Source organism: Streptomyces sp. NBC_00078, from assembly GCF_026343335.1.
Classification (GTDB): domain Bacteria; phylum Actinomycetota; class Actinomycetes; order Streptomycetales; family Streptomycetaceae; genus Streptomyces.
Map to the genome: position 1 here is coordinate 5,590,005 of NZ_JAPELX010000001.1, position 24,817 is coordinate 5,614,821.

Here is a 24,817-nt window from a genome sequence, read left to right on the forward strand (position 1 = left end):
ATGGCTGGACCCCAGCGCCGTGGAAGCGGTGCCGGTGGCGGCGAGCGGCGGGACCGGAAGGGCCGTGACGGCGGCGCTGCTGCCGCCGAGAAGACCGCGTACGTTGAGCGCGTTGTCGCGATCAACCGCGTCGCCAAGGTTGTGAAGGGTGGTCGTCGTTTCAGCTTCACCGCGCTGGTCGTGGTGGGCGATGGCGATGGCACCGTGGGTGTCGGTTACGGCAAGGCCAAGGAGGTGCCGGCCGCGATCGCCAAGGGTGTTGAAGAGGCCAAGAAGCACTTCTTCAAGGTCCCCCGTATCCAGGGCACCATCCCGCACCCGATCACGGGTGAGAAGGCTGCCGGCGTCGTGCTGCTCAAGCCCGCGTCCCCCGGTACCGGCGTTATCGCCGGTGGCCCGGTGCGTGCGGTGCTCGAGTGCGCCGGCGTGCACGACATCCTGTCGAAGTCGCTCGGTTCGTCGAACGCGATCAACATCGTGCACGCGACCGTGGCGGCCCTGAAGGGTCTGCAGCGTCCCGAGGAGATCGCGGCCCGCCGTGGTCTGCCCCTCGAGGACGTCGCTCCCGCGGCTCTGCTGCGGGCGCGTGCCGGGGCTGGTGCTGCGTAATGGCTCAGCTCAAGATCACGCAGACGAAGTCGTACATCGGCAGCAAGCAGAACCACCGTGACACCCTGCGCTCCCTTGGTCTCAAGGGCATCAACACGCAGGTCGTCAAGGAGGACCGCCCCGAGTTCCGCGGAATGGTGCACACCGTCCGCCACCTCGTGACGGTCGAGGAGGTCGACTGATCATGGCGGAGAACAACCCGCTCAAGATCCACAACCTCCGTCCCGCCCCGGGCGCCAAGACCGCCAAGACCCGTGTGGGTCGTGGTGAGGCGTCGAAGGGTAAGACGGCTGGTCGTGGTACCAAGGGCACGAAGGCCCGTTACCAGGTTCCGGAGCGCTTCGAGGGTGGCCAGATGCCCCTCCACATGCGTCTCCCGAAGCTGAAGGGCTTCAAGAACCCCTTCAAGGTCGAGTTCCAGGTCGTGAACCTCGACAAGCTGGCGTCCCTGTACCCCGAGGGTGGCGAGGTCACCGTCGAGGGTCTGGTGGCCAAGGGTGCCGTTCGCAAGAACAGCCTCGTCAAGGTCCTCGGCCAGGGCGAGATCTCCGTGGCGCTGCAGGTGACGGTCGACGCCGTCTCCGGCTCCGCCAAGGAGAAGATCACCGCCGCAGGCGGCACCGTCACCGAGCTCGTCTGAATTCCTCAGGCGTCTCGATGACGTAAGCACTCCCGACCGGGGATACCTCACACTGAGGTATCCCCGGTTGGTCGTTCCACGGGGAGCAGTGCCGCCGGTAAGGTAGCCTGCACTGTTCTTCTTTGTATCCGTCGAACCTCAAGACCGTCACCCTTGACGCAGTTGCGCGGGGGTCGCAGGAGGCACCGTGCTCACCGCGTTCGCCCGGGCGTTCAGGACGCCCGACCTGCGCAAGAAGCTGCTCTTCACACTCGCCATCATCGTGGTGTACCGGGTTGGTACCCATGTCCCGATCCCCGGCGTCAACTACAAGGCCGTCCAGACGTGCGTTGACCAGGCGTCCGGCACCCAGGGTCTCTTCGGTCTCGTGAACATGTTCAGCGGTGGTGCACTGCTGCAGATCACGATCTTTGCCCTGGGCATCATGCCCTACATCACGGCGAGCATCATTCTGCAGCTGCTGACCGTCGTGATCCCGCGTCTGGAAGCCCTCAAGAAGGAGGGACAGGCCGGTACCGCGAAGATCACGCAGTACACGCGTTACCTGACGGTGGCGCTCGCCATCCTGCAAGGCACCGGCCTGGTGGCCACCGCGCGCAGCGGTGCCCTGTTCGGCAGCTGCTCGGCTGCCAGCCAGATCGTCCCCGACCAGGCGATCTTCACCACCATCACCATGGTCATCTGCATGACTGCCGGTACGGCCGTCGTGATGTGGCTGGGCGAGCTCATCACCGACCGCGGCATCGGCAACGGCATGTCGATCCTGATGTTCATCTCGATCGCCGCGACCTTCCCCTCGGCCCTGTGGGCCATCAAGAAGCAGGGCAAGCTGGCCGACGGCTGGATCGAGTTCAGCACCGTCATCCTGGTCGGACTGGTCATGGTCGGCCTGGTGGTCTTCGTCGAGCAGGCCCAGCGGCGCATTCCCGTGCAGTACGCGAAGCGCATGATCGGCCGCCGTTCCTACGGTGGTACGTCGACCTACATCCCGCTGAAGGTCAACCAGGCGGGTGTGATTCCCGTCATCTTCGCCTCGTCGCTGCTCTACATCCCGGCACTGATCGCTCAGTTCTCGGGGAGCAAGGCCGGCTGGAAGACCTGGGTCGAGCAGAACCTGACCAAGGGTGACCACCCGATTTACCTGGTCAGCTACTTCTTGCTGATCGTTTTCTTCGCGTTCTTCTACGTGGCGATCTCCTTCAACCCCGAAGAAGTCGCCGACAACATGAAGAAGTATGGTGGCTTCATCCCGGGCATCCGGGCTGGCCGACCGACCGCTGAGTACCTGAGCTACGTACTCAACCGGATCACCTGGCCGGGTTCGCTGTATCTGGGGCTGATCGCTCTCGTACCAACGATGGCGTTGGTCGGGTTCGGGGCAACCGGTAACTTCCCCTTCGGCGGGACGAGCATCCTGATCATCGTGGGTGTGGGTCTTGAGACGGTGAAGCAAATCGAGAGCCAGCTCCAGCAGCGCAATTACGAAGGGTTCCTCCGCTGATGCGAATCGTCCTCGTCGGGCCGCCGGGTGCAGGGAAGGGCACGCAGGCCACTCGCCTTGCCGACAAGCTGCGCATCCCGCACATCTCCACGGGCGACCTGTTCCGCGCCAACATCAGCCAGCAGACAGAGCTCGGGAAACTCGCGAAGTCCTACATGGACGCCGGCAACCTCGTCCCCGACGAGGTGACCATCGCGATGGCCAAGGACCGCATGGAGCAGCCGGACGCCGAGGGCGGCTTCCTGCTGGACGGTTTCCCGCGCAACGTCTCGCAGGCCGAGGCGCTCGACGAGCTGCTCAAGACCGAGGGCATCAAACTGGACGCGGTACTCGACCTCGAAGTCCCCGAGGAAGAGGTCGTCAAGCGGATCGCCGGCCGGCGCATCTGCCGCAACGACTCGGCGCACGTGTTCCACGAGACGTACAGCGCGCCGAAGAAGGAAGGCGTTTGCGACGTCTGCGGCGGCGAGCTCTACCAGCGTGACGACGACTCCGAGGAGACCGTGCGCACGCGGCTCGAGGTCTACCACACGCAGACCGAGCCGATCATCGACTACTACAAGGCACAGGGACTGGTCGTCACGATCTCGTCCCTCGGCCCGGTGGGCGAGGTCACGCAGCGGGCGCTGGAAGCCCTCAAGCGCGAGGACGACGGCAAGTAGCCGTCAGCCAGTTACGGCCGTGGCACCCGCAGGGGCGTCACGGCCGTAGTGTTGTGCAGGTAACGATTGACGTGAGTGACGGAGAGCGCAGGCCACCCATGGTGCAGATCAAGACCCCCGAGCAGATCGCCAAGATGCGTGAGGCGGGGCTGGTCGTCGCCGCCATCCACGCGGCCACCCGTGAGGCCGCGGTGCCCGGGGCCACCACCAAGGACCTGGACCAGGTCGCCCGCAAGGTGCTCGCGGAGTACGACGCGAAGCCGAACTTCCTTGGCTACGGCGGCTTCCCGGCCACGATCTGCACCTCCGTCAACGAGGTCGTCGTCCATGGCATCCCCTCCGACGACGTCGTCCTGAAGGACGGCGACGTCATCTCCATCGACTGCGGCGCGATCATCGACGGCTGGCACGGCGACGCGGCGTACACGGCCTTCGTGGGTTCCGGCCACGCCCCCGAGCTGATCGAGCTCTCCCGGGTCACGGAGGAGTCGATGTGGGCCGGCATCGCGGCGATGAAGCAGGGGAACCGGCTCGTCGACGTCTCCCGTGCCATCGAGACCTACATCCGCCGCCAGCCGAAGCCGGGCGGCGGCAAGTACGGGATCATCGAGGACTACGGCGGCCACGGCATCGGCACCGAGATGCACATGGACCCGCACCTGCTGAACTACGTGGAGAAGCGCCGCGGCAAGGGACCCAAGCTGGTCCCCGGTTTCTGCCTCGCGATCGAGCCGATGGTCTCCCTGGGCACTCCCAGGACCGAGGTCCTCTCCGACGACTGGACGGTCATCACCACGGACGGCACCTGGTCCTCCCACTGGGAGCACAGTGTTGCGCTGGCCGAGGAGGGTCCGCTGGTGCTGACGTCTCCCGACGGGGGCAGGGCCAAGCTCGCCGAGCTCGGGATCACGGCTGCGCCGGATCCGCTCGGCTGAGTACCGTTCGAAGCTGCGGCCCGGTGGGGGCTTGTCGCGCCCACCCGGCGGAGCCGCATATCGACGCAGCCCAAGCGCCCCTGAAAGGGCGCTTCCGGCGGTGCGCTCCGAAGTGGGCGCTTAATGATCTCCGCTTCCGGGCACTCTTTCTCGATTCGTCTTTCCGGATGCGCTGACGTAGACTGACTCGTCGGCTCTCGTGCACCCGCATGTCCGCATGCGCCCGTAAGGGAAAAGTGCGGGAGTCGATCAAGGTAGTCGATTCGAAGGGCGAAGCGTGGCCAAGAAGCAAGGTGCCATCGAGATCGAGGGCACTGTCGTCGAGTCTCTTCCGAACGCCATGTTCAAGGTCGAGCTCCAGAACGGCCACCAGGTCCTGGCACACATCAGCGGCAAGATGCGTATGCACTACATCCGCATCCTCCCTGACGACCGGGTCGTGGTGGAGTTGTCTCCGTACGACCTGACCCGTGGCCGGATCGTCTACCGCTACAAGTAGATCTTGCCCGCATCCCGTTTCGGCGGGGTGGTGGCACTGACCCGGAGAACCTCAATCCCATGAAGGTCAAGCCGAGCGTCAAGAAGATCTGCGACAAGTGCAGGGTGATCCGCCGTCACGGTCGGGTCATGGTCATCTGCGACAACCCGCGCCACAAGCAGCGCCAGGGCTGACGCACGATCGACCGTCCCTCTGCATCGACATCGCAGGGATTCGCGCGACGCGAGCTGAATTGTTCATACGCAGGACCCGGGCACCGAAGGTGCCTGACACCCCCGGTTCGGAGGCCGGGGACCCGGTTCGTACCTCGTACGGCGGCCGGGAACCGGTTCTGCGGAAGACCTCCGAGGATCAACTGGAGCCATTGAATGGCACGCGTTTCCGGTGTTGACATCCCGCGCGAAAAGCGTGTGGAGGTCGCCCTCACCTATGTGTTCGGCATCGGCCGGACTCTCTCGCAGGCGACGCTGGCAGCGACCGGCGTCGACCCGAACACCCGCGTCCGCGACCTCTCCGAGGAGCAGCTCGTCGCGATCCGCGAGTTCGTCGACAACAACATCAAGACCGAGGGTGACCTCCGTCGCGAGATCCAGGCCGACATCCGCCGCAAGGTCGAGATCGGCTGCTACCAGGGCCTGCGTCACCGTCGTGGTCTGCCGGTCCGCGGTCAGCGCACCAGCACGAACGCCCGTACCCGCAAGGGCCCGCGTCGCGCCATCGCCGGCAAGAAGAAGCCGGGCAAGAAGTAGTCCTCAGCGGACAACGCTTCACCAGCGGTCTTCGCTGTAGGACCGACCACCTCCCCGTAGGAGTTTGTAGATGCCCCCCAAGGGTCGTCAGGGCGCTGCCAAGAAGGTGCGCCGCAAGGAAAAGAAGAACGTCGCTCACGGTCACGCGCACATCAAGAGCACGTTCAACAACACGATCGTCTCCATCACGGACCCGTCGGGCAACGTGATCTCCTGGGCCTCCGCCGGCCACGTCGGCTTCAAGGGTTCCCGGAAGTCCACGCCGTTCGCCGCGCAGATGGCTGCCGAGTCGGCTGCCCGCCGCGCCCAGGAGCACGGCATGCGCAAGGTCGACGTGTTCGTGAAGGGCCCGGGTTCCGGTCGTGAGACCGCGATCCGCTCCCTGCAGGCCACGGGCCTCGAGGTCGGCTCCATCCAGGACGTCACCCCGACCCCCCACAACGGCTGCCGTCCGCCGAAGCGTCGCCGCGTCTGACGCACGGTTGCTTTGAGGATTCGGGCGGTACGGCTCTGTAATGCCGTATCGCCCGTACCCTTGCAATACCCGCACTTCTCACCAGGTGCGGTTTCCGTCGGACGTCAAATAGCGGGCGTCCACGAAAGAAGGATCTGATCCACACATGCTGATCGCTCAGCGTCCCTCGTTGACCGAAGAGGTCGTCGACGAGTTCCGCTCCCGGTTCGTGATCGAGCCGCTGGAGCCGGGCTTCGGCTACACCCTCGGCAACTCCCTGCGTCGTACGCTCCTCTCCTCGATCCCGGGTGCGGCGGTCACGTCCATCCGTGTCGACGGTGTTCTGCACGAGTTCACCACCGTGCCGGGTGTCAAGGAGGACGTCACCGACCTGATCCTCAACATCAAGCAGCTGGTCGTCTCCTCGGAGCACGACGAGCCGGTCGTGATGTACCTGCGCAAGCAGGGCCCGGGTCTGGTCACCGCCGCCGACATCGCGCCCCCGGCCGGTGTCGAGGTGCACAACCCCGACCTGGTCCTCGCCACGCTCAACGGCAAGGGCAAGCTGGAGATGGAGCTGACGGTCGAGCGTGGCCGCGGTTATGTCTCCGCCGTGCAGAACAAGCAGGTGGGCCAGGAGATCGGCCGTATCCCGGTCGACTCCATCTACAGCCCCGTGCTGAAGGTCACGTACAAGGTCGAGGCGACCCGTGTCGAGCAGCGCACCGACTTCGACAAGCTGATCGTCGACGTCGAGACCAAGCAGGCGATGCGTCCGCGTGACGCCATGGCGTCGGCCGGTAAGACCCTGGTCGAGCTGTTCGGTCTCGCCCGCGAGCTGAACATCGACGCCGAGGGCATCGACATGGGTCCGTCCCCGACGGACGCCGCCCTTGCCGCCGATCTGGCGCTGCCGATCGAGGAGCTGGAGCTCACCGTCCGGTCGTACAACTGCCTCAAGCGCGAGGGCATCCACTCCGTGGGTGAGCTCGTGGCTCGTTCCGAGGCCGACCTCCTGGACATCCGCAACTTCGGTGCGAAGTCCATCGACGAGGTCAAGGCGAAGCTGGCCGGCATGGGCCTGGCCCTGAAGGACAGCCCGCCCGGATTCGACCCCACGGCCGCCGCCGACGCCTTCGGCGCCGACGACGACGCGGACGCGGGTTTCGTGGAGACCGAGCAGTACTGATCGGTCGTTGCCGGTGAGCATCCGCTCGCCGGGTTCCTGACCCCGGTACCTGATACGGCCGGGGCAGACACACAGGAGAAGAACAATGCCGAAGCCCACCAAGGGTGCCCGTCTGGGCGGCAGCGCCGCGCACGAGAAGCTGCTCCTCGCGAACCTCGCGAAGGCGCTCTTCGAGCACGGCCGTATCACCACCACCGAGGCGAAGGCCCGCCGCCTTCGTCCTTACGCCGAGCGTCTGGTCACCAAGGCGAAGAAGGGCGACCTTCACAACCGCCGCCAGGTGCTGCAGGTCATCACGGACAAGAGCATCGTCCACACGCTCTTCACCGAGATCGGCCCGCGCTACGAGAACCGTCCGGGTGGCTACACCCGCATCACCAAGATCGGTAACCGCCGTGGCGACAACGCGCCCATGGCTGTCATCGAGCTGGTCGAGGCGCTGACGGTTGCGCAGCAGGCGACGGGTGAGGCGGAGGCCGCCACCAAGCGTGCCTCGAAGGACGCCGAGGCTGCGGCTCCCGCCGAGGTCGTCGAGGACACCAAGGCCGACGAGGCCGAGGAGTCCAAGGACGCGTAAGCGTTCTGCCGGGTCCTGTTCGCCGGCGGCTGCGGCTTCGTCGTGGTTGCTCGCGCAGTTCCCCGCGCCCCTGAAGGGGTGCGTCAGCGGGTCCGTTCCTTTCGAGGAGCGGGCCCGCTTTTTGTTGCTGAGAGGATCTCTGGGTGAGTGACGAAGTAGAGCCCGGTTACGTTCGTGTCCGTCTCGATCTCTCCTACGACGGGAGCGAGTTCTCCGGGTGGGCGAAGCAGGCCGGTGGCAGGCGGACCGTGCAGGGGGAGATCGAGGACGCGCTGCGGACCGTCACGCGGTCCGGGGGGACGACGTACGAGCTGACCGTGGCCGGGCGGACCGATGCCGGGGTGCATGCGCGGGGGCAGGTGGCCCATGTCGATCTGCCCCGGGAGGTCTGGGGAGCGCACCACGACAAGCTGCTCAAGCGGCTTGGCGGGCGGCTGCCGAGGGATGTGCGGGTGTGGGCCCTCAGGGAGGCTCCCAGCGGCTTCAACGCCCGTTTCTCGGCCGTCTGGCGGCGCTACGCGTACCGGGTCACCGACAACCCCGGCGGAGTGGACCCGCTGCTGCGCAATCACGTCCTGTGGCACGACTGGCCGCTCGACGTCGACGCCATGAACGAGGCGGCCGAACGGCTGCTGGGCGAGCACGACTTCGCCGCCTACTGCAAGAAGCGGGAGGGCGCGACCACCATCCGTACGCTTCAGCGGCTGAGCCTGGAGCGAGGGGCCGACGGGATCATCACCGCCACCGTGCGGGCCGACGCCTTCTGCCACAACATGGTGCGGTCACTGATCGGGGCGCTGCTGTTCGTGGGGGACGGGCACCGTGGGCCGGACTGGCCGGGAAAGGTGCTCGCGGCCGGCGTACGCGACTCGGCCGTGCATGTCGTACGGCCGCACGGCCTGACCCTGGAAGAGGTCGGCTACCCGGCCGACGAACTGCTCGCCGCGCGCGGCAAGGAGGCGCGGAACCGGCGGACCCTGCCGGGGTCGCCCGCGGGCTGCTGCTGACCCCGGGCAGCCGGAGGGGTCACCGGCCGGTCCCGGCGGCGACGCGTGGCATCAGCCTCCCGACAGCAGTTCGCCCCGCCGTATGACGGCGGGGCGAAGCAACCGGGCGCTCGGCGCGTGCGCGGACCCGAGGGGCCGCTACCCGAGCGCTGCGGCCGATGCCTGGGCCTCGCCCCGGCGGCGGATCTGGCTGAAAACGAACTGCGCCAGGTCGTCGCCGGCCTTGAACGCCGCCGTGCTCGCGTTCGTGACGTCCTTGCCGTTGGTGAAGCCGGCGGTCGTGAAGTAGGCGTAGCGGCCGTAGGAGTTGGTCGTCATACGGCACTTCGCGCCGTCGCAGAAGGCCTTCACGCCGGCGCCGGACAGCGGTTGCATGAAGCCCTGCTTGTCCGCGGTGCTCTTGACCTTGGTCGCCTGCGCCTTCGTGTCGAAGACGGCCACGCCGACCGTCACCGCCACGCCGTCCTTCGTGTACGTGGCGCGCAGCAGGCGGGTGCAGTCGTTCGAGGTGAGGAGGTTGGCGTAGCTGCCCTTGACGGCCGAGGAGCACTTGTTCGTGTCGGCCGTCGCGCCCTTCTTGTACACGGTCGAACCCGCGACGGTCAGCTGCTCTCCCGGGAAGAGGGTCTCCACGCTGAGCGGGGCCGTGTCCTTGTTCTTGCTGGAGACGAAGTCCTTCGGGTCCAGCGGGGGCGGGGCGCTGGTCGGCGCGAAGGAGGGGGCCGTCGGGCTGCTGCTCGGGATGGACCCGCTCGCCGGTACGTTGCCCGGGTCGCCCGAGGCCCGGTTGTCGCCGTTCGCCGACACGACAGCCATGGCGACGGCGGTGCCTATCGCGATGGTGGCGACCGCGCCGCCGCCGATGAACAGCAGCCGACGCCGCTTGTTGCGTGTCTCGGACGCCTCGGCGAGCGCCGCCCAGTCCGGGGTCGGGCCGTCGCTGCCGCTGGTCCACGGCTGCTGGGAGTTCGGTTTCCAGGGGTCCCACTGCGACGGGGGTCCCCCCTGCTGCCCATAGCTCATGGGGCGCATCTTAGACGGGGGCCGGAGGGTGCTGATGTGGCTCCGGCAAGGCCGCCGGGGACCTTTCCGGCAGGGATGTACATCTCGGTCCCGGTGATGCGCGGCGACCTCGTTTTGACCCGTTCGGGCCCGGGCAGGTATTCTGCTTCTTCGTTGTGTATTGGCTTGCTCATTCTCACGGGACGGGCCCTTACACCGGTCCACCGGGCCGATGACCAGCGACCCCACGTACGCGGTATGCGTCGCCGCAGTGGCTCAGGCTGTCGTGATCGTTTCGGTGACCTGTTCAGGACCATTCACTCGAAGCGAAGGCTACGAACCGTGCGTACGTACAGCCCCAAGCCCGGCGATGTGACGCGCCAGTGGCACGTCATCGACGCTCAGGACGTTGTCCTGGGTCGTCTCGCCACGACCGCCGCGTCCCTTCTGCGGGGCAAGCACAAGCCGATCTACGCCCCTCACGTCGACACCGGTGACTTCGTCATCATCATCAACGCCGACAAGGTGCACCTCTCCGGCAACAAGCGGACCCAGAAGATGGCGTACCGCCACTCCGGTTACCCGGGTGGTCTGCGCTCGGTCCGTTACGACGAGCTGCTGGACAAGAACCCCGAGAAGGCCGTCGAGAAGGCCGTCAAGGGCATGCTCCCCAAGAACACCCTGGGCCGTCAGATGCTCACCAAGCTGAAGGTCTACTCGGGCGACCAGCACCCGCACGCTGCACAGCAGCCGGTGCCGTTCGAGATCACCCAGGTCGCGCAGTAAGTCCGGCCACCCCCTAAGACTGAAGAGAATCTGAGGAGCATCGTGGCCGAGACCACCGTTGAGCAGCCGGTCGAAGAGACCGAGACCGAGCTGGCCGACATCGAGAGCTACACCACCGAGTCCGAGGTCCCCGTCGAGGGCGAGTACACCTCGGAGTCCCTCGCCGGCCGCTTCGGCGACCCGCAGCCGGCCGCCGGCCTGGGCCGTCGCAAGAACGCCATCGCGCGCGTTCGCATCGTGCCCGGCACCGGCAAGTGGAAGGTCAACGGGCGCACGCTCGAGGACTACTTCCCGAACAAGGTCCACCAGCAGGAAGTCAACGAGCCCTTCAAGGTGCTCGAGCTCGACGGCCGCTACGACGTCATCGCCCGCATCTCGGGTGGCGGCGTCTCCGGCCAGGCCGGTGCCCTGCGCCTCGGCGTGGCCCGCGCCCTGAACGAGGCCGACGTGGACAACAACCGCGGCGCCCTGAAGAAGGCCGGCTACCTCCGCCGCGACGACCGTGCGGTCGAGCGCAAGAAGGCCGGTCTGAAGAAGGCCCGTAAGGCTCCGCAGTACAGCAAGCGTTAATCGCAGCTGCCTGTACGCACTCCGAACGCCCCGGCGGCACGCCACAGTGCTGTCGGGGCGTTCGTTTATCACAGGCTGGGGCGTATAACGGCACAAGAGGCTCAAAGGCTTGTGTGATCGGATGCCCAGGCATGGAATGCCTGGGATGCGGGAGTCGCGTGTGCGAGCTGCGGCTGCACCGGCTTTCGAAACTGACGCTTCCTCAGGAGGACAAGTGGGACGACTCTTCGGCACGGACGGCGTGCGCGGCGTCGCCAACGCGGACCTGACGGCGGAGATGGCGCTCGGCCTCTCCGTTGCCGCGGCGCACGTACTGGCCGAGGCGGGCTCCTTCCAGGGCCACCGGGCGACGGCGGTCGTCGGACGGGACCCGCGTGCCTCAGGGGAGTTCCTGGAGGCCGCCGTGGTCGCCGGCCTCGCCAGCGCGGGCGTGGACGTCCTGCGCGTGGGTGTGCTGCCCACTCCGGCGGTGGCGTTTCTCACGGGGGCGCTCGGCGCCGACCTCGGCGTCATGCTCTCGGCGAGCCACAACGCCATGCCCGACAACGGCGTCAAGTTCTTCGCCCGCGGCGGCCACAAGCTCGCCGACGACCTGGAGGACAGGATCGAGGGCGTCTACGAGTCCCACCGCCACGGTGAGCCCTGGGAGCGGCCCACGGGCGCGGGCGTCGGGCGCGTGCGGTCGTACGACGAAGGGTTCGACCAGTACGTCGCCCACCTCATGGCCGCGCTCCCGAACCGTCTGGACGGGCTGAAGATCGTCCTCGACGAGGCGCACGGAGCTGCCGCCCGGGTGTCGCCGGAGGTGTTCTCGCGCGCCGGCGCCGAAGTGATCACGATCGGTGCCGAGCCGGACGGGCTCAACATCAACGACGGCTGCGGATCGACTCATCTGGACACACTGAAGGCCGCCGTAGTCGAGCACGGGGCCGCGCTCGGGATCGCGCACGACGGTGACGCCGACCGCTGCCTCGCCGTGGACCACACCGGTGCCGAGGTCGACGGGGACCAGATCCTGGCCGTCATCGCGCTGGCCATGCGTGAGCGTTCCGTACTGCGCGAGGACACTGTTGTCGCGACGGTCATGTCCAACCTGGGCTTCAAGCTGGCCTTGGAGAGGGAAGGGCTCAGCCTCGTCCAGACAGCGGTCGGTGACCGTTACGTTCTGGAGGAGATGAAGGAGCACGGGTACGCGCTCGGGGGCGAGCAGTCCGGGCACGTGATCATTCTCGACCACGCGACCACCGGTGACGGCACCCTGACCGGACTCATGCTGGCGGCCCGGGTCGCCGAAAGCGGTCGTACGCTGCGGGATCTGGCGTCCGTGATGGAGCGGTTGCCGCAGGTGCTGGTCAATGTGCCCGACGTGGACCGGTCCCGGGTCGGGAACTCGGCCGAACTCGCCACTGCCGTTGCCGAGGCGGAGCGGGAACTCGGGGCCACCGGGCGGGTGTTGCTGCGGCCGTCCGGAACGGAGCCGTTGGTTCGCGTGATGGTCGAGGCGGCGGATATTGATCAGGCGCGGTCTGTTGCCGGGCGGCTTGCGGATGCCGTGAAGTCCGCGCTGGGCTGAATGACCGGGGTGGAGGGTCTGTTGTGGGGGGCTCTGTCGTGGGCGGGCTGCGGGTCAGCCGCGGCTGGTCGCGCAGTCCCCGGCCCCCTGAAGGGTCGCTACGCTCGGCGGCGCTGAACGGACCACAGCCGCTTTTGGGCCAGGAGTGTCAGAGTGCCGGCCAAAACGATGCCCAGCAGGTTCAGCAGGAGTTGCTCGGTGGAGCCCCAGGCCTGCTTGTACTGGCCGTAGGCGAAGGCCACGGCTGCGTTCGCGGCCGCCGGGACCGTGGTGACCGAGATCGCGACGCCGACCAGCAGGCCCGACTTCGCCGACGTCAGCGAGAGGGTGCCGGCGATGCCGGCCAGGACGGCGACGACGAAGGAGAACCAGTCGGGCCGGTAGATGAAGTTGGTGTTGGGCCGCAAGGCGTCCAGCTTCACCTCGCTGAACAGGCTCACCCCGTCCATGAAGTAGGTGAAGCCGACCGTCACCAGCATGGCGACGGCGAAACCGACGAGCAGCGCGGTCAGCGAGCGAAGCGCGAGCCGCGGTGCACGCCGCACGATCGCCGTGAAGATGCCGGCCAGTGGGCCGAACTCCGGCCCGACCGCCATCGCGCCCACGATCAGGATCGCGTTGTCGAGTACGACACCGCAGGCCGCGATCATCGTGGCGAGCGTGATGAAGGCGACGTAGGTGATGGAGAGCGTCGACTCCTCGTGTGTCGCGTCGGCGAGCTGCTCCCACAGGACGGCGTCCGCGCCTTCGCCGGGTGCCTCCGCCTCGGCCTTGTCGGCGCGCTTGGACAGGGACAGGTCGATGTTCTCGACGGCGATGGAACCGGTCTGCTCGATGCCCAACTGCTGGAGGCCGGTGATGAGTTCGTCGCCCGCCTCGCGCGCGACGTCGCACATCACCACGTCCCCCGCGGGGTTGCGGGCGGCTCCCGGCAGCACGACGACATGGGCGGTGCCGACCGTCTTCTCGATCAGGCGGACCGCGTCGTCGGTCCTGCCGGAGGGCGTGATCAGGCGCAGGTGCAGCATGGCGGCAGACTAGCCGTCACAGTTTGCGCAGGCTCAGGCGCTGCACCTTGTGGTCCGGGCCCTTGCGGACGACCAGGGTGGCCCGGCCGCGGGTGGGGGCGATGTTCTCGACCAGGTTGGGCTTGTTGATGGTGCGCCACATCGTGCCGGCGTAGTCGAGGGCCTCCTCCTCGGCGACCTGGGTGTACTTGCGGAAGTACGAGGACGGGTTCTGGAAGGCCGTCTCGCGCAGCCTGCGGAAGCGGTGGAGGTACCAGCGCTCGATGTCCTCGGTGCGGGCGTCGACGTAGACACTGAAGTCGAAGTAGTCGGCGAGACCGACGCGGGTGCGGCCGTCCTTGCCCGGGAGGGCGGGCTGCAGGACGTTCAGGCCCTCGACGATGAGGATGTCGGGGCGACGGACCGTCAGCCGCTGGTCGGGGACGATGTCGTAGATGAGGTGGGAGTAGACGGGGGCCGTCACCTCGTCCTTGCCGGCCTTGATGTCGGCGACGAAGCGGGTGAGGGCGCGGCGGTCGTAGGACTCGGGGAAACCCTTCCGCGACATCAGGCCGCGGGCCTGCAACTCCCTGGTGGGGAGCAGGAATCCGTCGGTCGTGACGAGTTCGACGCGCGGGTGTTCCGGCCAGCGGGAGAGCAGGGCCTGCAGAAGCCGGGCCACCGTGGACTTTCCTACGGCGACCGAGCCCGCGACGCCTATCACGAACGGGGTGCCGGACTGGGAGCCCTGTTCGCCGAGGAAGGTGTTCAGGGCGCCGCGCAGGCCGTCCGTGGCGCCGATGTAGAGATTGAGGAGGCGGGAGAGCGGGAGGTAGATGTCCCGCACCTCGTCGAGGTCGATGACATCGCCCAGACCGCGCAGCTTCTCGACCTCCTCGGCGGTGAGCGGCAGCGGCGTCTTCTCGCGCAGCGCGCTCCACTCGGCTCGGGTGAGGTCGACGTAGGGAGTCGCCTCCGGCCTGTGCCGGTGGGCGCTCCGGGGTATCGAGGAGACCGGAGAGATCACAGTCCATTGTTAACGGAGTTTGAACAGGGCGGCGGGTGGGGTCCGTCACGTTCGCTTCGGGGTGGCGTACGACCGTGGGAATTTCCGATTTCGGGCAGGGAGAGGCTCTTTTCGGCGGGCATCGGACCGTAGGCTGCGGCGCATGTGCGGAATCGTGGGATACGTGGGGCCGCAGTCTGCGCTCGAGGTCGTCATGGCCGGGCTGAAGCGGCTGGAGTACCGGGGCTACGACTCGGCGGGCGTCGCGGTGCTCGCGGACGGCGGGCTCGCCGCCGCGAAGCGGGCCGGGAAGCTCGTCAACCTGGAGAAGGGGCTGGTGGAGCGGCCTCTGCCGACGGGGAGCACGGGGATCGGGCACACGCGGTGGGCCACGCACGGGGGGCCGACGGACGCCAACGCCCACCCGCATCTCGACAACGCGGGGCGGGTCGCCGTCGTGCACAACGGGATCATCGAGAACTTCGCCGCTCTGCGGGCCGAACTGGCGGAGCGCGGGCACGAACTCACCTCCGAGACCGACACCGAGGCTGTCGCGCATCTGCTCGCCGAGGAGTACTCCGTGACCGCCGATCTCGCGGAGGCGATGCGGCTGGTGTGCCGGCGGCTGGAGGGGGCGTTCACGCTGGTCGCGGTGCACGCGGACCAGCCGGACGTGGTGGTGGGGGCGCGGCGGAACTCCCCGCTGGTGGTGGGCGTCGGGGAGGGTGAGGCCTTTCTCGCCTCGGACGTCGCCGCGTTCATCGCCCACACCCGCTCGGCCCTGGAGCTGGGCCAGGACCAGGTCGTCGAGCTGCGGCGGGACGGCGTGACGGTGACCGGCTTCGACGGGCGGCCCGCGGACGTCCGGTCGTTCCACATCGACTGGGACGCGTCGGCCGCGGAGAAGGGCGGCTACGACTACTTCATGCTCAAGGAGATCGCCGAGCAGCCCAAGGCGGTCGCCGACACGCTGCTGGGGCGCATCGACGCGGCCGGTTCGCTGAGGCTGGACGAGGTGCGGATCCCGCCGGGGGTGCTGCGGGAGGTCGACAAGGTCGTCGTTGTCGCGTGCGGTACGGCCTTCCACGCCGGGATGATCGCCAAGTACGCCATCGAGCACTGGACGCGGATCCCGTGCGAGGTGGAGCTGGCGAGCGAGTTCCGCTACCGGGATCCGATCCTGGGACCGAAATCGCTGGTGATCGCGATCTCGCAGTCCGGCGAGACCATGGACACGCTGATGGCCGTCCGGCACGCACGTGAGCAGGGCTCCCACGTCCTGGCGATCTGCAACACCAACGGCTCGACGATCCCGCGGGAGTCGGACGCGGTGCTCTACACGCATGCCGGGCCGGAGGTGGCCGTCGCCTCGACCAAGGCGTTCCTCACGCAGTTGGTCGCCTGCTATCTGGTGGCGCTGTATCTGGGGCAGGTGCGGGGCACCACGTGGGGCGACGAGATCGGGGCCGTCATCCGGGATCTGTCGCGGATCTCCGGTGCGGTGGAGCGGGTACTGGACACGATGGAGCCGGTACGGGCGCTGGCGCGTTCCCTCGCCGGCAAGAACACGGTGCTGTTCCTGGGGCGGCACGTCGGGTACCCGGTCGCGCTGGAGGGTGCGCTGAAGCTCAAGGAGCTGGCGTACATGCACGCCGAGGGGTTCGCGGCGGGGGAGCTGAAGCACGGGCCGATCGCGTTGATCGAGCCCGATCTGCCGGTGGTGGTGGTCGTGCCGTCCCCGCGGGGGCGGTCCGTGCTGCACGACAAGATCGTCTCCAACATTCAGGAGATCCGGGCACGGGGGGCGCGGACGATCGTGATCGCGGAGGAGGGCGACGAGGCGGTCGTGCCGTACGCCGATCATCTGGTCCGGATTCCGGCCACGCCCACCCTGCTGCAGCCGCTCGTCGCCACGGTGCCGCTCCAGGTGTTCGCGTGCGAGCTGGCGACGGCTCGCGGCAACGAGGTGGACCAGCCCCGGAACCTGGCGAAGTCGGTGACGGTGGAGTGAGCGGCGTGAGCGGCGTGAGCGGAGCGTAGGAAAAGGGGCGAACGGCCGGGTGCCGTCCGCCCCTTGGTCACGCGGTCATACGGCCATGCGGCCACGCGTCACGCGGTCATTCGTCCTGAGGTCAGATGGGCAGGCAGGTCGCCGGGACCCAGCCCTCCACGCTGGAGCTGTCGGGACCGCCGTAGTACCACTTGTTGCTCGTCTTGCCGCACGCCGTGTAGGAGCCGCCCGTGACGGGCTTGCCGTCGCTGGTGCAGATCCCGCCCGTCTTGCCCTTGCCCCAGGTGCCGAGGGCCGTGGCGCTCGTCTTGGGCGAGGAGCGGAGATTGACGGTTTCCTTGGGCTTGACGTTGGTCAGCGCGCTGCTGCAGTCCGGAGTCGTCGCCGCGGCGGCCGTGCCGGCGGTGGCGACGGTGCCCGTGAGGGCCGTACCGATGAGGGCGGCGGTGGCGAGCGCCGTGCCCAGGGACCTGAACTTCAAGGCTGTGTCCTCCCGTTGCGTGCAAAGGCGTCCGCGGACTCACGGATCGCCAGTCAGGACGAAGACTACGGGGGGCGGGTGCTCGTCATGATCTTGGGGGCGGCGAGGGCTGGTTGGCCCCGTCCGGCGGGGCCGTGGCCTGCTCTCCTCGTAGGGTGCTCGCCATGAGCATCATCGGCGTCGGGATCGACGTGGCGGAGATCGACCGGTTCGAGGCGTCGCTGAAGCGGACGCCCGGTCTGGCCCAACGCCTCTTTGTGGAGAGCGAGTTGCTGCTGCCCAGCGGGGATCGCCGAGGGGTCGCCTCGCTCGCCGCACGGTTCGCCGCCAAGGAGGCACTGGCCAAGGCGCTCGGTGCGCCGCCCGGTCTGCTGTGGACGGACGCCGAGGTGTTCGTCGAGGACAGCGGGCGGCCGCGGCTGCGGGTCAGGGGGACGGTGGCGGCGCGCGCGGCGGAGCTGGGCGTGCGGTCCTGGCACGTGTCGCTCAGCCATGACGCCGGCGTGGCCTCGGCCGTGGTGGTCGCTGAGGGCTGACCGGTCCGCGTGCGGGCGCGCGTGCTTCCGGGAGAGACTCGACCCCATGCGTACTGCGTACAGCGTGGAGACGGTAAGGACGGCCGAGGATGCGCTGATGGCGCGGCTTCCCGACGGGGCGCTGATGCAGCGCGCCGCCGCCGGGCTGGCCGCCGCCTGCGCCGACCTGCTCGGGCGGGTGTACGGCAGCCGGGTCGTGCTGCTCGTCGGCAGCGGGGACAACGGCGGTGACGCCCTGTACGCCGGTGCCCGGCTGGCCCGGCGCGGGGCCGGGGTCGCCGCCGTGCTGCTGACGCCCGAACGGGCCCACGCCGCAGGGCTCGCGGCGCTGCTGCGGGCCGGAGGCCGGGTCGTCGGTGCGGCCGGGGGGCCGGCCGCGGGTGCCGCTGCCTCTGCCGGTGTCGACGCCGTCGAGGAGGCGGTCCTGCGGGCCGATCTCGTCGTCGACGGCATCGTGGGGATCGGCGGCAGGGGCGGACTCAGGCCCTCAGCCGCGCAGTTGGCGGCATGCGTCGCCGAGTCGCCAGCCGCCGTCGTCGCCGTCGACCTGCCGAGCGGGGTCGACGCCGACACGGGCGAGGTGCACGGCGCCGCCGTCCGGGCCGACCTCACCGTCACCTTCGGCACGCACAAGCCGGGGCTGCTGATCGACCCGGCGCGCGAGTACGCCGGTTCCGTGCGGCTCGTGGACATCGGGCTCGGGGGTGAACTGCCCGCGGAGCCGGTGCTGGAGGCCCTGCAGCATGCCGATGTGGCGCGGCTGCTGCCGATGCCGGGCGGGGAGAGCGACAAGTACCGGCGGGGGGTCGTGGGGATCGCCGCCGGATCGTCCCGGTACCCGGGCGCCGCGGTGCTCGCCGTGTCCGGGGCGCTCAGGGGCGGGGCGGGGGCCGTGCGGTACGTCGGGCCCGCCGGGGACGCCGTGCTCTCCCGGTTCCCCGAGACGCTCGTGTCGGACCGGGGGCCGAAGCACGCCGGACGTGTGCAGGCCTGGGTCGTGGGACCCGGGGCCGGGGACGACGCGTCCGCCGTGGGGGAGGTGCTGTCGTCCGACGTGCCCGTGCTGGTCGACGCCGACGGGCTGCGGCTCGCCGACTCCGGCGCCGTGCGCACCCGTACGGCGCCGACGCTGATGACCCCGCACGCCGGTGAGGCCGCGGCGCTGCTGGGGGTCTCCCGGGAGACGGTCGAGGGGGCGCGCCTGAGGTGGGTGCGTGAACTCGCCTCGCGCTACGGGGCGACCGTGCTGCTGAAGGGGTCGACCACGCTGGTCGCCGACGCGCGCGGCGGTGCCGTACGGGTCAACGCGACGGGAACGCCGTGGCTGGCCACCGCCGGGAGCGGGGACGTGCTGTCGGGACTCGCCGGGTCACTGCTGGCGTCGGGGCTCTCCGCTCTGGACGCGGGCAGCGTGGCGGCGTATCTGCACGGCCTGGCCGGGCGGTACGCGGCCGACGGGGCACCGGCGGGGGCGCACGACGTGGCGGAGGCGATTCCCGCGGCCTGGCGGGATGCGCGGGACTGACCACGGGACCCGCGCGTCGCCCTCCGGATGTGCTGCAGCTACCGCAGGTCCTGCACCACGCTGAGAATGTTCCCCTCGCTGTCCTTGAACCAGGCGCCGCGCATGCCCGAGGCCTCCAGCACACCGTCCACGGTCTTCAGGCCGGGCTGGTCGTACTCCTCGAAGGTGACGCCGCGGGCGCGCAGTTCGGCCATCTCCGCGTCGAGGTCGCCGACCGTCCAGGCGGCCAGGGTGTGGGCGGCCCGGCCGCCGCTGGGTGTCGGGTAGAGGGAGAACCGGGTACCGCCGGAATCGAAGACCACGACTCCCTCCCGGTCGTCGACGAGCTTGAGGCCGAGCGTGTCGCCGTAGAAACGCTTGGCCCTTTCGAGGTCACCGGCCGGGATCACGGCGGTGAGCGGTGTGTCGGCCAACATGTCCTCCACCTCCTGTCACCAGCGTAGGACCGGAGACGGGAGGGGTCGACCGCTGCCCGACCGCGACCACCGCTCCGCAATAAGGGTGACCTCGCCGCGCGCCAGCCCCGCCCCGTCGGCCCCGCGCGCTTCTCTGATTGCATGATCAGCAGACATATCGCGCACCGGGGCGTCGCCGTGCTGCTCGCCGTGGCCACCGCCCTCCCCGTGGGCGCCGCCTCGGCCGCCCCCGCGCCGCCCGCTCCCGCTCCCGCTCCCGGGCCCGAGGCCGAGCTCGTGCCCGGTGTCGCGCCGGGGCCGTACCAGCCCTGGCAGATCGACACGCCCGACCAGGTGCTGGCACCGAAGACCTACACGCCCACCGCCGAGGAGGACGCCGTCGAGCCCCGGGACGCGGCGGAGGGGACGTACGACCTCGTCGAGTACGTGCCGCTGGAGGACGCCGCCGGGAAGGTGGCGTGCAGCAAGCGGACCGGGCCATACCAGCGGGCGGTCGAGCGGTGGCTGAAGCTGAAGGCGGACGGCAGGCAGTCGGCGGCCGACTGCCGGGCCATCAGGAACTTTCAGGTGAAGCACCGGGTCAAGCCGACGACCGGGTTCGCCGGACCCGTCACCTGGGCCACCATGCAGCTCATCTCCGCCCGGAAGAACCCCAACGCCGGGAAGAAGTGCCCGGTGCGGACGTACCGCGTCGCCTGTGTCGACCTCGACCGGCAGGTGACCTGGGTGCAGAACGCCGGGAAGGTCGTGTTCGGTCCCGTCCCGATGCGCAGCGGACGCGCCGGGCACCGCACCCGGACCGGGTGGCACACGGTCTACTGGAAGCACAAGAACCACTGGTCGACCCTCTACAACTCGCCCATGCCCTATGCCCAGTTCTTCGACGGCGGACAGGCCTTTCACGCCGTCTACGGCAGCATCTACACCACCGTCGGCTCATGGGGCTGCGTCAATCTGCGACTGGGCGACGCCCGGAAGCTGTGGGGCGTCCTGAAGAAGAACGACCGGGTGTACGTGTGGGGGCGCAGGCCCGGGGCCTAGACCGTTCGCGGGGACTGTCGGACCCCTCTGCGACACTGGGTGCGCCATGACTGAGACAGCAGCTGCCCCGACCGCACCTCTGCGTGCCCGCGCCGAGATCGACCTGGCCGCCCTGCGCGCCAATGTGCGGACCCTGCGCGCCCTCGCGCCGGGCGCTGCCCTCATGGCCGTCGTCAAGTCCGACGCGTACGGCCATGGAGCCGTGCCGTGTGCCCGTGCGGCCGTGGAGGCGGGCGCCGCCTGGCTGGGGACCGCCACGCCCGAGGAGGCGCTCGCGCTGCGGGCCGCCGGCCTGTCCGGACGCGTCCTGTGCTGGCTGTGGACGCCGGGCGGCCCCTGGCGGGAGGCCATCGAGGCCGACATCGATGTTTCGGTGAGCGGGATGTGGGCGCTGGAGGAGGTCACGGCGGCGGCCCGGGAGGCGGGCGTGCCCGCCCGCGTACAGCTCAAGGCCGACACGGGACTGGGGCGCAACGGCTGTCAGCCGGGGGAGGACTGGGCCGAGCTGGTCGCGGCCGCCCTGGGGGCCGAGGCCGAGGGGCTCATCCGCGTCACCGGTCTCTGGTCGCACTTCGCCTGCGCCGACGAACCGGGGCACGCCTCCATCGGCCTCCAGCTCACCCGCTTCCGGGAGATGCTCGCCCACGCCGAGGACCGGGGCCTGCGGCCCGAGGTGCGGCACATCGCCAACTCGCCCGCCACCCTCACCCTTCCCGAGGCCCACTTCGACCTCGTACGGACCGGGATTGCTGTCTACGGCCTCTCGCCCAGCCCCGAGATCGGCAGCCCGGCCGACTTCGGACTGCGGCCGGTGATGACGCTGTCGGCGTCCCTCGCGCTCGTGAAGCACGTCCCCGGGGGACACGGCGTCAGTTACGGGCATCACTACCTCACCCCCGGCGAGACGACGCTTGGACTCGTGCCCGTCGGATACGCCGACGGCATTCCGCGGCACGCCTCCGGCACCGGTCCGGTGCTGGTCGGAGGCAAGTGGCGGACCGTCGCGGGACGGGTCGCGATGGACCAGTTCGTCGTCGACCTCGGGGGGGACGAGCCCGCGCCCGGCACCGAAGCGGTGCTCTTCGGGCCCGGCGACCGCGGCGAGCCCACCGCCGAGGACTGGGCGCAGGCCGCGGGAACCATCGGATACGAGATCGTCACGCGGATCGGAAAGCGCGTTCCCCGCGTCTACGTGAATGAGGAACAAAGCGGGTAACCGCACTAGGGCGCGACAGTCCGACGGCCCGACAGAAGTGCAGCACCCGTAAGACCGGAAACACCCGCCAGTCGATCAAGCCCGGTATCGATCGAGCATCATCTACATCATCTGTATCACCTGCATCACCCGACCCAGTGAAACCAGCAGCAATCCGGCGAAGAGGAGCGGTACGTGAGCGAGAGCAGTGCGGAGGCCGCCCTGGTCGTCGCCACCGCCACGGAGGCGGCCGGAAACTGGCGCAGGGCCACCGGCATCGCGGGCGCCGCGATAGGCGTGGTCGCCGCGGGTGCGGCGGCCGGCGTCGCCCTGGAGCGGCTCACCGTCGGCCGCGGCATGCGCAAGAAGGCCCGGCTGGCCCTCGACTCCACGGGACCCTACGGCTCGCTGCGCGGCACCCCCGGCAGGGCGACGGCCGACGACGGCACCGAGCTCTACTACGAGGTTGACGACGTCGATCCCGAGGCCGTGCCCCCGCTCAGCCCGCGCCGGCGACGGCTGTTCGGGCGCAAGGCGCCCGCGCCCGTCACCGTCGTCTTCAGCCACGGCTACTGCCTGAGCCAGGACTCCTGGCACTTCCAGCGCGCGGCCCTGCGCGGCGTGGTGCGGACCGTGCACTGGGACCAGCGCAGCCACGGGCGGTCCGGGCGGGGCGTGCAGCAGGTGCAGGACGGTGTGCCGGTCAGCATCGACCAGCTGGGGCGCGATCTGAAGGCCGTCATCGACGCGGCCGCTCCGCAGGGGCCGATCGTGCTCGTCGGGCACTCCATGGGCGGCATGACCGTGATGGCGCTGGCCGACCACTACCCCGAGCTGGTCCGTGACCGGGTGGTCGCGGTCGCCCTCGTCGGTACGTCGGCCGGGCGGCTCGGCGAGGTCAACTTCGGCCTGCCCGTCGCCGGCGTCAACGCGGTGCGCCGGGTCCTGCCCGGAGTGCTGAAGGCGCTGGGGCAGCAGGCGGCGCTGGTGGAGAAGGGGCGGCGGGCCACCGCCGACCTGTTCGCCGGGATCATCAAGCGGTACTCGTTCGCGTCGCGGGACGTCGATCCGGCGATCGTGCGGTTCGCCGAGCGGATGATCGAGGGCACGCCGATCGACGTGGTCGCCGAGTTCTACCCGGCGTTCACGGAACACGACAAGACCACGGCGCTCGCCCGGTTCGCCGGCCTGCCGCTGCTCGTGCTGGCCGGAATCGGCGACCTCGTCACGCCCAGCGAGCACAGCGAGGCCATCGCCGACCTGCTGCCGGACGCCGAACTGGTGCTGGTGCCGGACGCCGGGCACCTGGTGATGCTCGAACACCCGGAAGTGGTCACCGACCGGCTGGCCGACCTTCTCACCCGTGCGGGTGCCGTGCCGGCAGGCGCTACCGTGGGTGGCTATGGAAGCACCAGCAGCACCGCACAACCCGGTTGAGACCGAGCTGACCGTCACCTCCCCCGAGCAGATGCGGGACCTGGGCCGCCGCCTTGCCAAACTGCTGCGCGCCGGTGACCTCGTGATGCTCAACGGCGAACTCGGTGCGGGCAAGACGACGCTCACCCGCGGGCTCGGCGAGGGTCTCGGCGTCCGGGGCGCGGTCACGTCACCGACGTTCGTGATCGCCCGGGTGCATCCTTCGCTGGGCGACGGTCCGCCGCTGGTGCACGTCGACGCGTATCGCCTGGGCGGCGGGCTCGACGAGATGGAGGACCTCGACCTCGACGTCTCGCTGCCCGACTCGGTGATCGTCGTGGAGTGGGGCGAGGGCAAGGTCGAGGAGCTGACCGACGACCGCCTGCACGTCGTCATCCACCGGGCCGTCGGAGACACCACGGACGAGGTCCGGCACGTGAGGGTGAACGGGCTCGGGGACCGCTGGGCGACGGTGGACCTGAGCGTGCTGACCGCCTGAGAACGGCCCGGGGCACGCACCATCGCGTGAACGTTCCGACAAGACGTCGGCAAGATGTTGCCTTCGGTGTCTTGTGCGTGGTCACATGGTATCCAGTTCGTGGTTAGGTCTACCTAACCACGCCCGCCCCCGGGTCCTCAGGAGGCGTCCATGCCGGCCACCGAGAGCAACGAGCAGCAGCTGTACGCCGTCGTCGCCGGAGTGTCCATGCGTGATCTGCTGGCGTCGTGCGCCGCGGCGAACGCGATCTCGACGCCGCCGCGGCTGCCGGACCCCGAGGCGTCCGCGCCGCCGTCCCGGCACAGAGAAGCTGCCTAGCCAAAGAGAAGCTGCCCGGCCAAAGAGAAGCTGCCCGGCTAGGGGATGACGGCGATCTGTGCGCCGATCGTCGCGAACTCCCACATCGCGTCGCCGTTCTCGCGGGACTCGCGGATGCCGCCGCTGCGCACGTTCGGGTCGGCCTGCTCCGGTGCGTTGTCGACCGCCGCGCTGAAGCCGACGGTCACCCCGTCCACGGTGGCGAAGCGCACGACGTGCTCGATCGGGGTGCCGTCGGTGCCGACGACGGAGTTCGAGCGGGAGGTGACCCGGTAGACGCCGGGGGCCGGGTCGACGTCGCCCGGGGTGACCCTGAAGCTGCGCGTGACCTCGTTGCGCGAGCCGACCAGCCAGACACGGTCGGAGCCCACCGAGTAGACGACCCGTTCCCCCACGCCGGACCCGGTGGGCGGAACACCGGGGTCCGCACTGCCGTGGGGTGCCTTCGAGACGACCGCCGCCGGTGTGGCACTCGCGTGCGGCGTGCCGAGGCCGGCCGGTACGGTCGCGGAGGCCTGGTAACCGAGGAAGCCGATCGCCGCCAGGGCGGCCGCGGTGAGCCCGAACACGAATCCGGAGCTGCTGCCTGGCACCGTCGCTCACCTGACCCATC

At 69.3% G+C, this 24,817-nt stretch carries 30 protein-coding genes; 24 read left to right on the forward strand and 6 right to left on the reverse strand.

Features of this window, described 5'->3' with window-relative positions; translation table 11 throughout:
- From rpsE to truA, 13 genes are all read left to right on the forward strand, one after another.
- Positions 1–609: a 30S ribosomal protein S5 gene (gene rpsE, locus OOK07_RS26335; RefSeq protein WP_005481208.1), complete on the forward strand. Its 609-nt coding sequence runs from the start codon at positions 1–3 to the stop codon at positions 607–609.
- Positions 609–791: a 50S ribosomal protein L30 gene (gene rpmD / locus OOK07_RS26340; protein WP_005481207.1), complete on the forward strand. Its 183-nt coding sequence runs from the start codon at positions 609–611 to the stop codon at positions 789–791. The genes rpsE and rpmD overlap by 1 nt, the downstream gene beginning before the upstream one ends.
- A gap of 2 nt (positions 792–793) precedes the next feature.
- On the forward strand, positions 794–1,249 hold the full coding sequence (gene rplO / locus OOK07_RS26345) for a 50S ribosomal protein L15 (RefSeq protein WP_266519687.1): 456 nt from the start codon (positions 794–796) through the stop codon (positions 1,247–1,249).
- A gap of 187 nt (positions 1,250–1,436) precedes the next feature.
- Positions 1,437–2,750, forward strand: coding sequence for a preprotein translocase subunit SecY (gene secY / locus OOK07_RS26350; RefSeq protein ID WP_266798861.1), 1,314 nt, complete (start codon positions 1,437–1,439; stop codon positions 2,748–2,750).
- Entirely contained in the window at positions 2,750–3,412 is a 663-nt protein-coding gene (locus tag OOK07_RS26355) for an adenylate kinase (protein ID WP_266798862.1), read from the forward strand. Before secY ends, OOK07_RS26355 begins: the two co-directional genes overlap by 1 nt.
- Positions 3,413–3,510: 98 nt before the next feature.
- Positions 3,511–4,347: a type I methionyl aminopeptidase gene (gene map / locus OOK07_RS26360; RefSeq protein WP_266802025.1), complete on the forward strand. Its 837-nt coding sequence runs from the start codon at positions 3,511–3,513 to the stop codon at positions 4,345–4,347.
- A gap of 277 nt (positions 4,348–4,624) precedes the next feature.
- Complete coding sequence (infA, locus tag OOK07_RS26365) at positions 4,625–4,846, forward strand: translation initiation factor IF-1 (RefSeq protein WP_003948620.1); 222 nt, start codon at positions 4,625–4,627, stop codon at positions 4,844–4,846.
- A 59-nt stretch (positions 4,847–4,905) separates the two neighbouring features.
- Positions 4,906–5,019 carry a 50S ribosomal protein L36 gene (gene rpmJ, locus OOK07_RS26370; protein ID WP_003974245.1) on the forward strand — a complete coding sequence of 38 codons (114 nt, stop codon included), beginning with the start codon at positions 4,906–4,908 and terminating at the stop codon, positions 5,017–5,019.
- 195 nt (positions 5,020–5,214) lie between these two features.
- On the forward strand, positions 5,215–5,595 hold the full coding sequence (rpsM, locus tag OOK07_RS26375) for a 30S ribosomal protein S13 (RefSeq protein ID WP_266683874.1): 381 nt from the start codon (positions 5,215–5,217) through the stop codon (positions 5,593–5,595).
- Positions 5,596–5,665: 70 nt separating this feature from the next.
- The gene (gene rpsK, locus OOK07_RS26380) at positions 5,666–6,070 is read left to right on the forward strand and encodes a 30S ribosomal protein S11 (RefSeq protein ID WP_003956432.1); all 405 of its coding nucleotides are present in this window, start codon (positions 5,666–5,668) and stop codon (positions 6,068–6,070) included.
- Positions 6,071–6,215: 145 nt separating this feature from the next.
- Entirely contained in the window at positions 6,216–7,238 is a 1,023-nt protein-coding gene (locus tag OOK07_RS26385; protein WP_053661878.1) for a DNA-directed RNA polymerase subunit alpha, read from the forward strand.
- An 85-nt stretch (positions 7,239–7,323) separates the two neighbouring features.
- Positions 7,324–7,815 (forward strand): 50S ribosomal protein L17, encoded by a 492-nt coding sequence (rplQ, locus tag OOK07_RS26390; protein WP_266683875.1) that lies wholly within the window; start codon positions 7,324–7,326, stop codon positions 7,813–7,815.
- Positions 7,816–7,958: 143 nt separating this feature from the next.
- Complete coding sequence (gene truA, locus OOK07_RS26395) at positions 7,959–8,822, forward strand: tRNA pseudouridine(38-40) synthase TruA (protein WP_266798863.1); 864 nt, start codon at positions 7,959–7,961, stop codon at positions 8,820–8,822.
- A gap of 138 nt (positions 8,823–8,960) precedes the next feature.
- Here the strand turns inward: truA and OOK07_RS26400 are convergent, their stop codons facing one another.
- Positions 8,961–9,845 (reverse strand): hypothetical protein, encoded by an 885-nt coding sequence (locus tag OOK07_RS26400; RefSeq protein ID WP_266683877.1) that lies wholly within the window; start codon positions 9,843–9,845, stop codon positions 8,961–8,963.
- Positions 9,846–10,166: 321 nt separating this feature from the next.
- Here OOK07_RS26400 and rplM point away from each other — a divergent pair, with 321 nt between their 5' ends.
- The 3 genes from rplM to glmM all read left to right on the forward strand — a co-directional run bounded on the left by rplM (position 10,167) and on the right by glmM (position 12,753).
- Complete coding sequence (gene rplM, locus OOK07_RS26405) at positions 10,167–10,610, forward strand: 50S ribosomal protein L13 (protein WP_266683878.1); 444 nt, start codon at positions 10,167–10,169, stop codon at positions 10,608–10,610.
- A 42-nt stretch (positions 10,611–10,652) separates the two neighbouring features.
- Positions 10,653–11,180 (forward strand): 30S ribosomal protein S9, encoded by a 528-nt coding sequence (gene rpsI / locus OOK07_RS26410; RefSeq protein WP_266683879.1) that lies wholly within the window; start codon positions 10,653–10,655, stop codon positions 11,178–11,180.
- 214 nt (positions 11,181–11,394) lie between these two features.
- A complete protein-coding gene (gene glmM, locus OOK07_RS26415) occupies positions 11,395–12,753 on the forward strand; it encodes a phosphoglucosamine mutase (protein ID WP_266683880.1) in 1,359 nt (452 codons plus the stop codon).
- A gap of 98 nt (positions 12,754–12,851) precedes the next feature.
- On the opposite strand, the gene OOK07_RS26420 is transcribed toward glmM, so the two are convergent.
- Both OOK07_RS26420 and coaA read right to left on the reverse strand, forming a co-directional pair.
- Positions 12,852–13,781, reverse strand: coding sequence for a DUF389 domain-containing protein (locus OOK07_RS26420; protein WP_266683881.1), 930 nt, complete (start codon positions 13,779–13,781; stop codon positions 12,852–12,854).
- A 16-nt stretch (positions 13,782–13,797) separates the two neighbouring features.
- Complete coding sequence (coaA, locus tag OOK07_RS26425) at positions 13,798–14,787, reverse strand: type I pantothenate kinase (protein ID WP_266683882.1); 990 nt, start codon at positions 14,785–14,787, stop codon at positions 13,798–13,800.
- A 142-nt stretch (positions 14,788–14,929) separates the two neighbouring features.
- Here coaA and glmS point away from each other — a divergent pair, with 142 nt between their 5' ends.
- Positions 14,930–16,777 (forward strand): glutamine--fructose-6-phosphate transaminase (isomerizing), encoded by a 1,848-nt coding sequence (gene glmS / locus OOK07_RS26430; protein WP_266798864.1) that lies wholly within the window; start codon positions 14,930–14,932, stop codon positions 16,775–16,777.
- Between the two features lie 121 nt (positions 16,778–16,898).
- Here the strand turns inward: glmS and OOK07_RS26435 are convergent, their stop codons facing one another.
- Positions 16,899–17,258 (reverse strand): hypothetical protein, encoded by a 360-nt coding sequence (locus tag OOK07_RS26435; protein WP_266683886.1) that lies wholly within the window; start codon positions 17,256–17,258, stop codon positions 16,899–16,901.
- A gap of 164 nt (positions 17,259–17,422) precedes the next feature.
- On the opposite strand from OOK07_RS26435, the gene OOK07_RS26440 reads away from it, so the two are divergent.
- A complete protein-coding gene (locus OOK07_RS26440; RefSeq protein WP_266798865.1) occupies positions 17,423–17,794 on the forward strand; it encodes a holo-ACP synthase in 372 nt (123 codons plus the stop codon).
- A 46-nt stretch (positions 17,795–17,840) separates the two neighbouring features.
- Positions 17,841–19,319, forward strand: coding sequence for an NAD(P)H-hydrate dehydratase (locus OOK07_RS26445; protein ID WP_266683890.1), 1,479 nt, complete (start codon positions 17,841–17,843; stop codon positions 19,317–19,319).
- Between the two features lie 38 nt (positions 19,320–19,357).
- Here OOK07_RS26445 and OOK07_RS26450 read toward each other — a convergent pair whose 3' ends face one another.
- Complete coding sequence (locus OOK07_RS26450) at positions 19,358–19,735, reverse strand: VOC family protein (RefSeq protein ID WP_266798866.1); 378 nt, start codon at positions 19,733–19,735, stop codon at positions 19,358–19,360.
- 141 nt (positions 19,736–19,876) lie between these two features.
- Between OOK07_RS26450 and OOK07_RS26455 the strand changes: the two genes are divergently transcribed.
- The 5 genes from OOK07_RS26455 to OOK07_RS26475 all read left to right on the forward strand — a co-directional run bounded on the left by OOK07_RS26455 (position 19,877) and on the right by OOK07_RS26475 (position 24,204).
- Positions 19,877–20,776 (forward strand): L,D-transpeptidase family protein, encoded by a 900-nt coding sequence (locus OOK07_RS26455; RefSeq protein ID WP_266798867.1) that lies wholly within the window; start codon positions 19,877–19,879, stop codon positions 20,774–20,776.
- A gap of 46 nt (positions 20,777–20,822) precedes the next feature.
- Positions 20,823–21,992, forward strand: a complete 1,170-nt coding sequence (alr, locus tag OOK07_RS26460; RefSeq protein ID WP_266798868.1) for an alanine racemase — start codon at positions 20,823–20,825, stop codon at positions 21,990–21,992.
- Positions 21,993–22,166: 174 nt separating this feature from the next.
- Complete coding sequence (locus OOK07_RS26465) at positions 22,167–23,408, forward strand: alpha/beta fold hydrolase (protein ID WP_266683896.1); 1,242 nt, start codon at positions 22,167–22,169, stop codon at positions 23,406–23,408.
- Complete coding sequence (gene tsaE / locus OOK07_RS26470; protein WP_266798870.1) at positions 23,374–23,886, forward strand: tRNA (adenosine(37)-N6)-threonylcarbamoyltransferase complex ATPase subunit type 1 TsaE; 513 nt, start codon at positions 23,374–23,376, stop codon at positions 23,884–23,886. The genes OOK07_RS26465 and tsaE overlap by 35 nt, the downstream gene beginning before the upstream one ends.
- A 150-nt stretch (positions 23,887–24,036) precedes the next feature.
- Positions 24,037–24,204 (forward strand): hypothetical protein, encoded by a 168-nt coding sequence (locus OOK07_RS26475; RefSeq protein WP_266683899.1) that lies wholly within the window; start codon positions 24,037–24,039, stop codon positions 24,202–24,204.
- A 38-nt stretch (positions 24,205–24,242) separates the two neighbouring features.
- Here the strand turns inward: OOK07_RS26475 and OOK07_RS26480 are convergent, their stop codons facing one another.
- Positions 24,243–24,797, reverse strand: a complete 555-nt coding sequence (locus tag OOK07_RS26480) for a hypothetical protein (protein WP_266798872.1) — start codon at positions 24,795–24,797, stop codon at positions 24,243–24,245.
- Between the last annotated feature and the right edge of the window lie 20 nt (positions 24,798–24,817).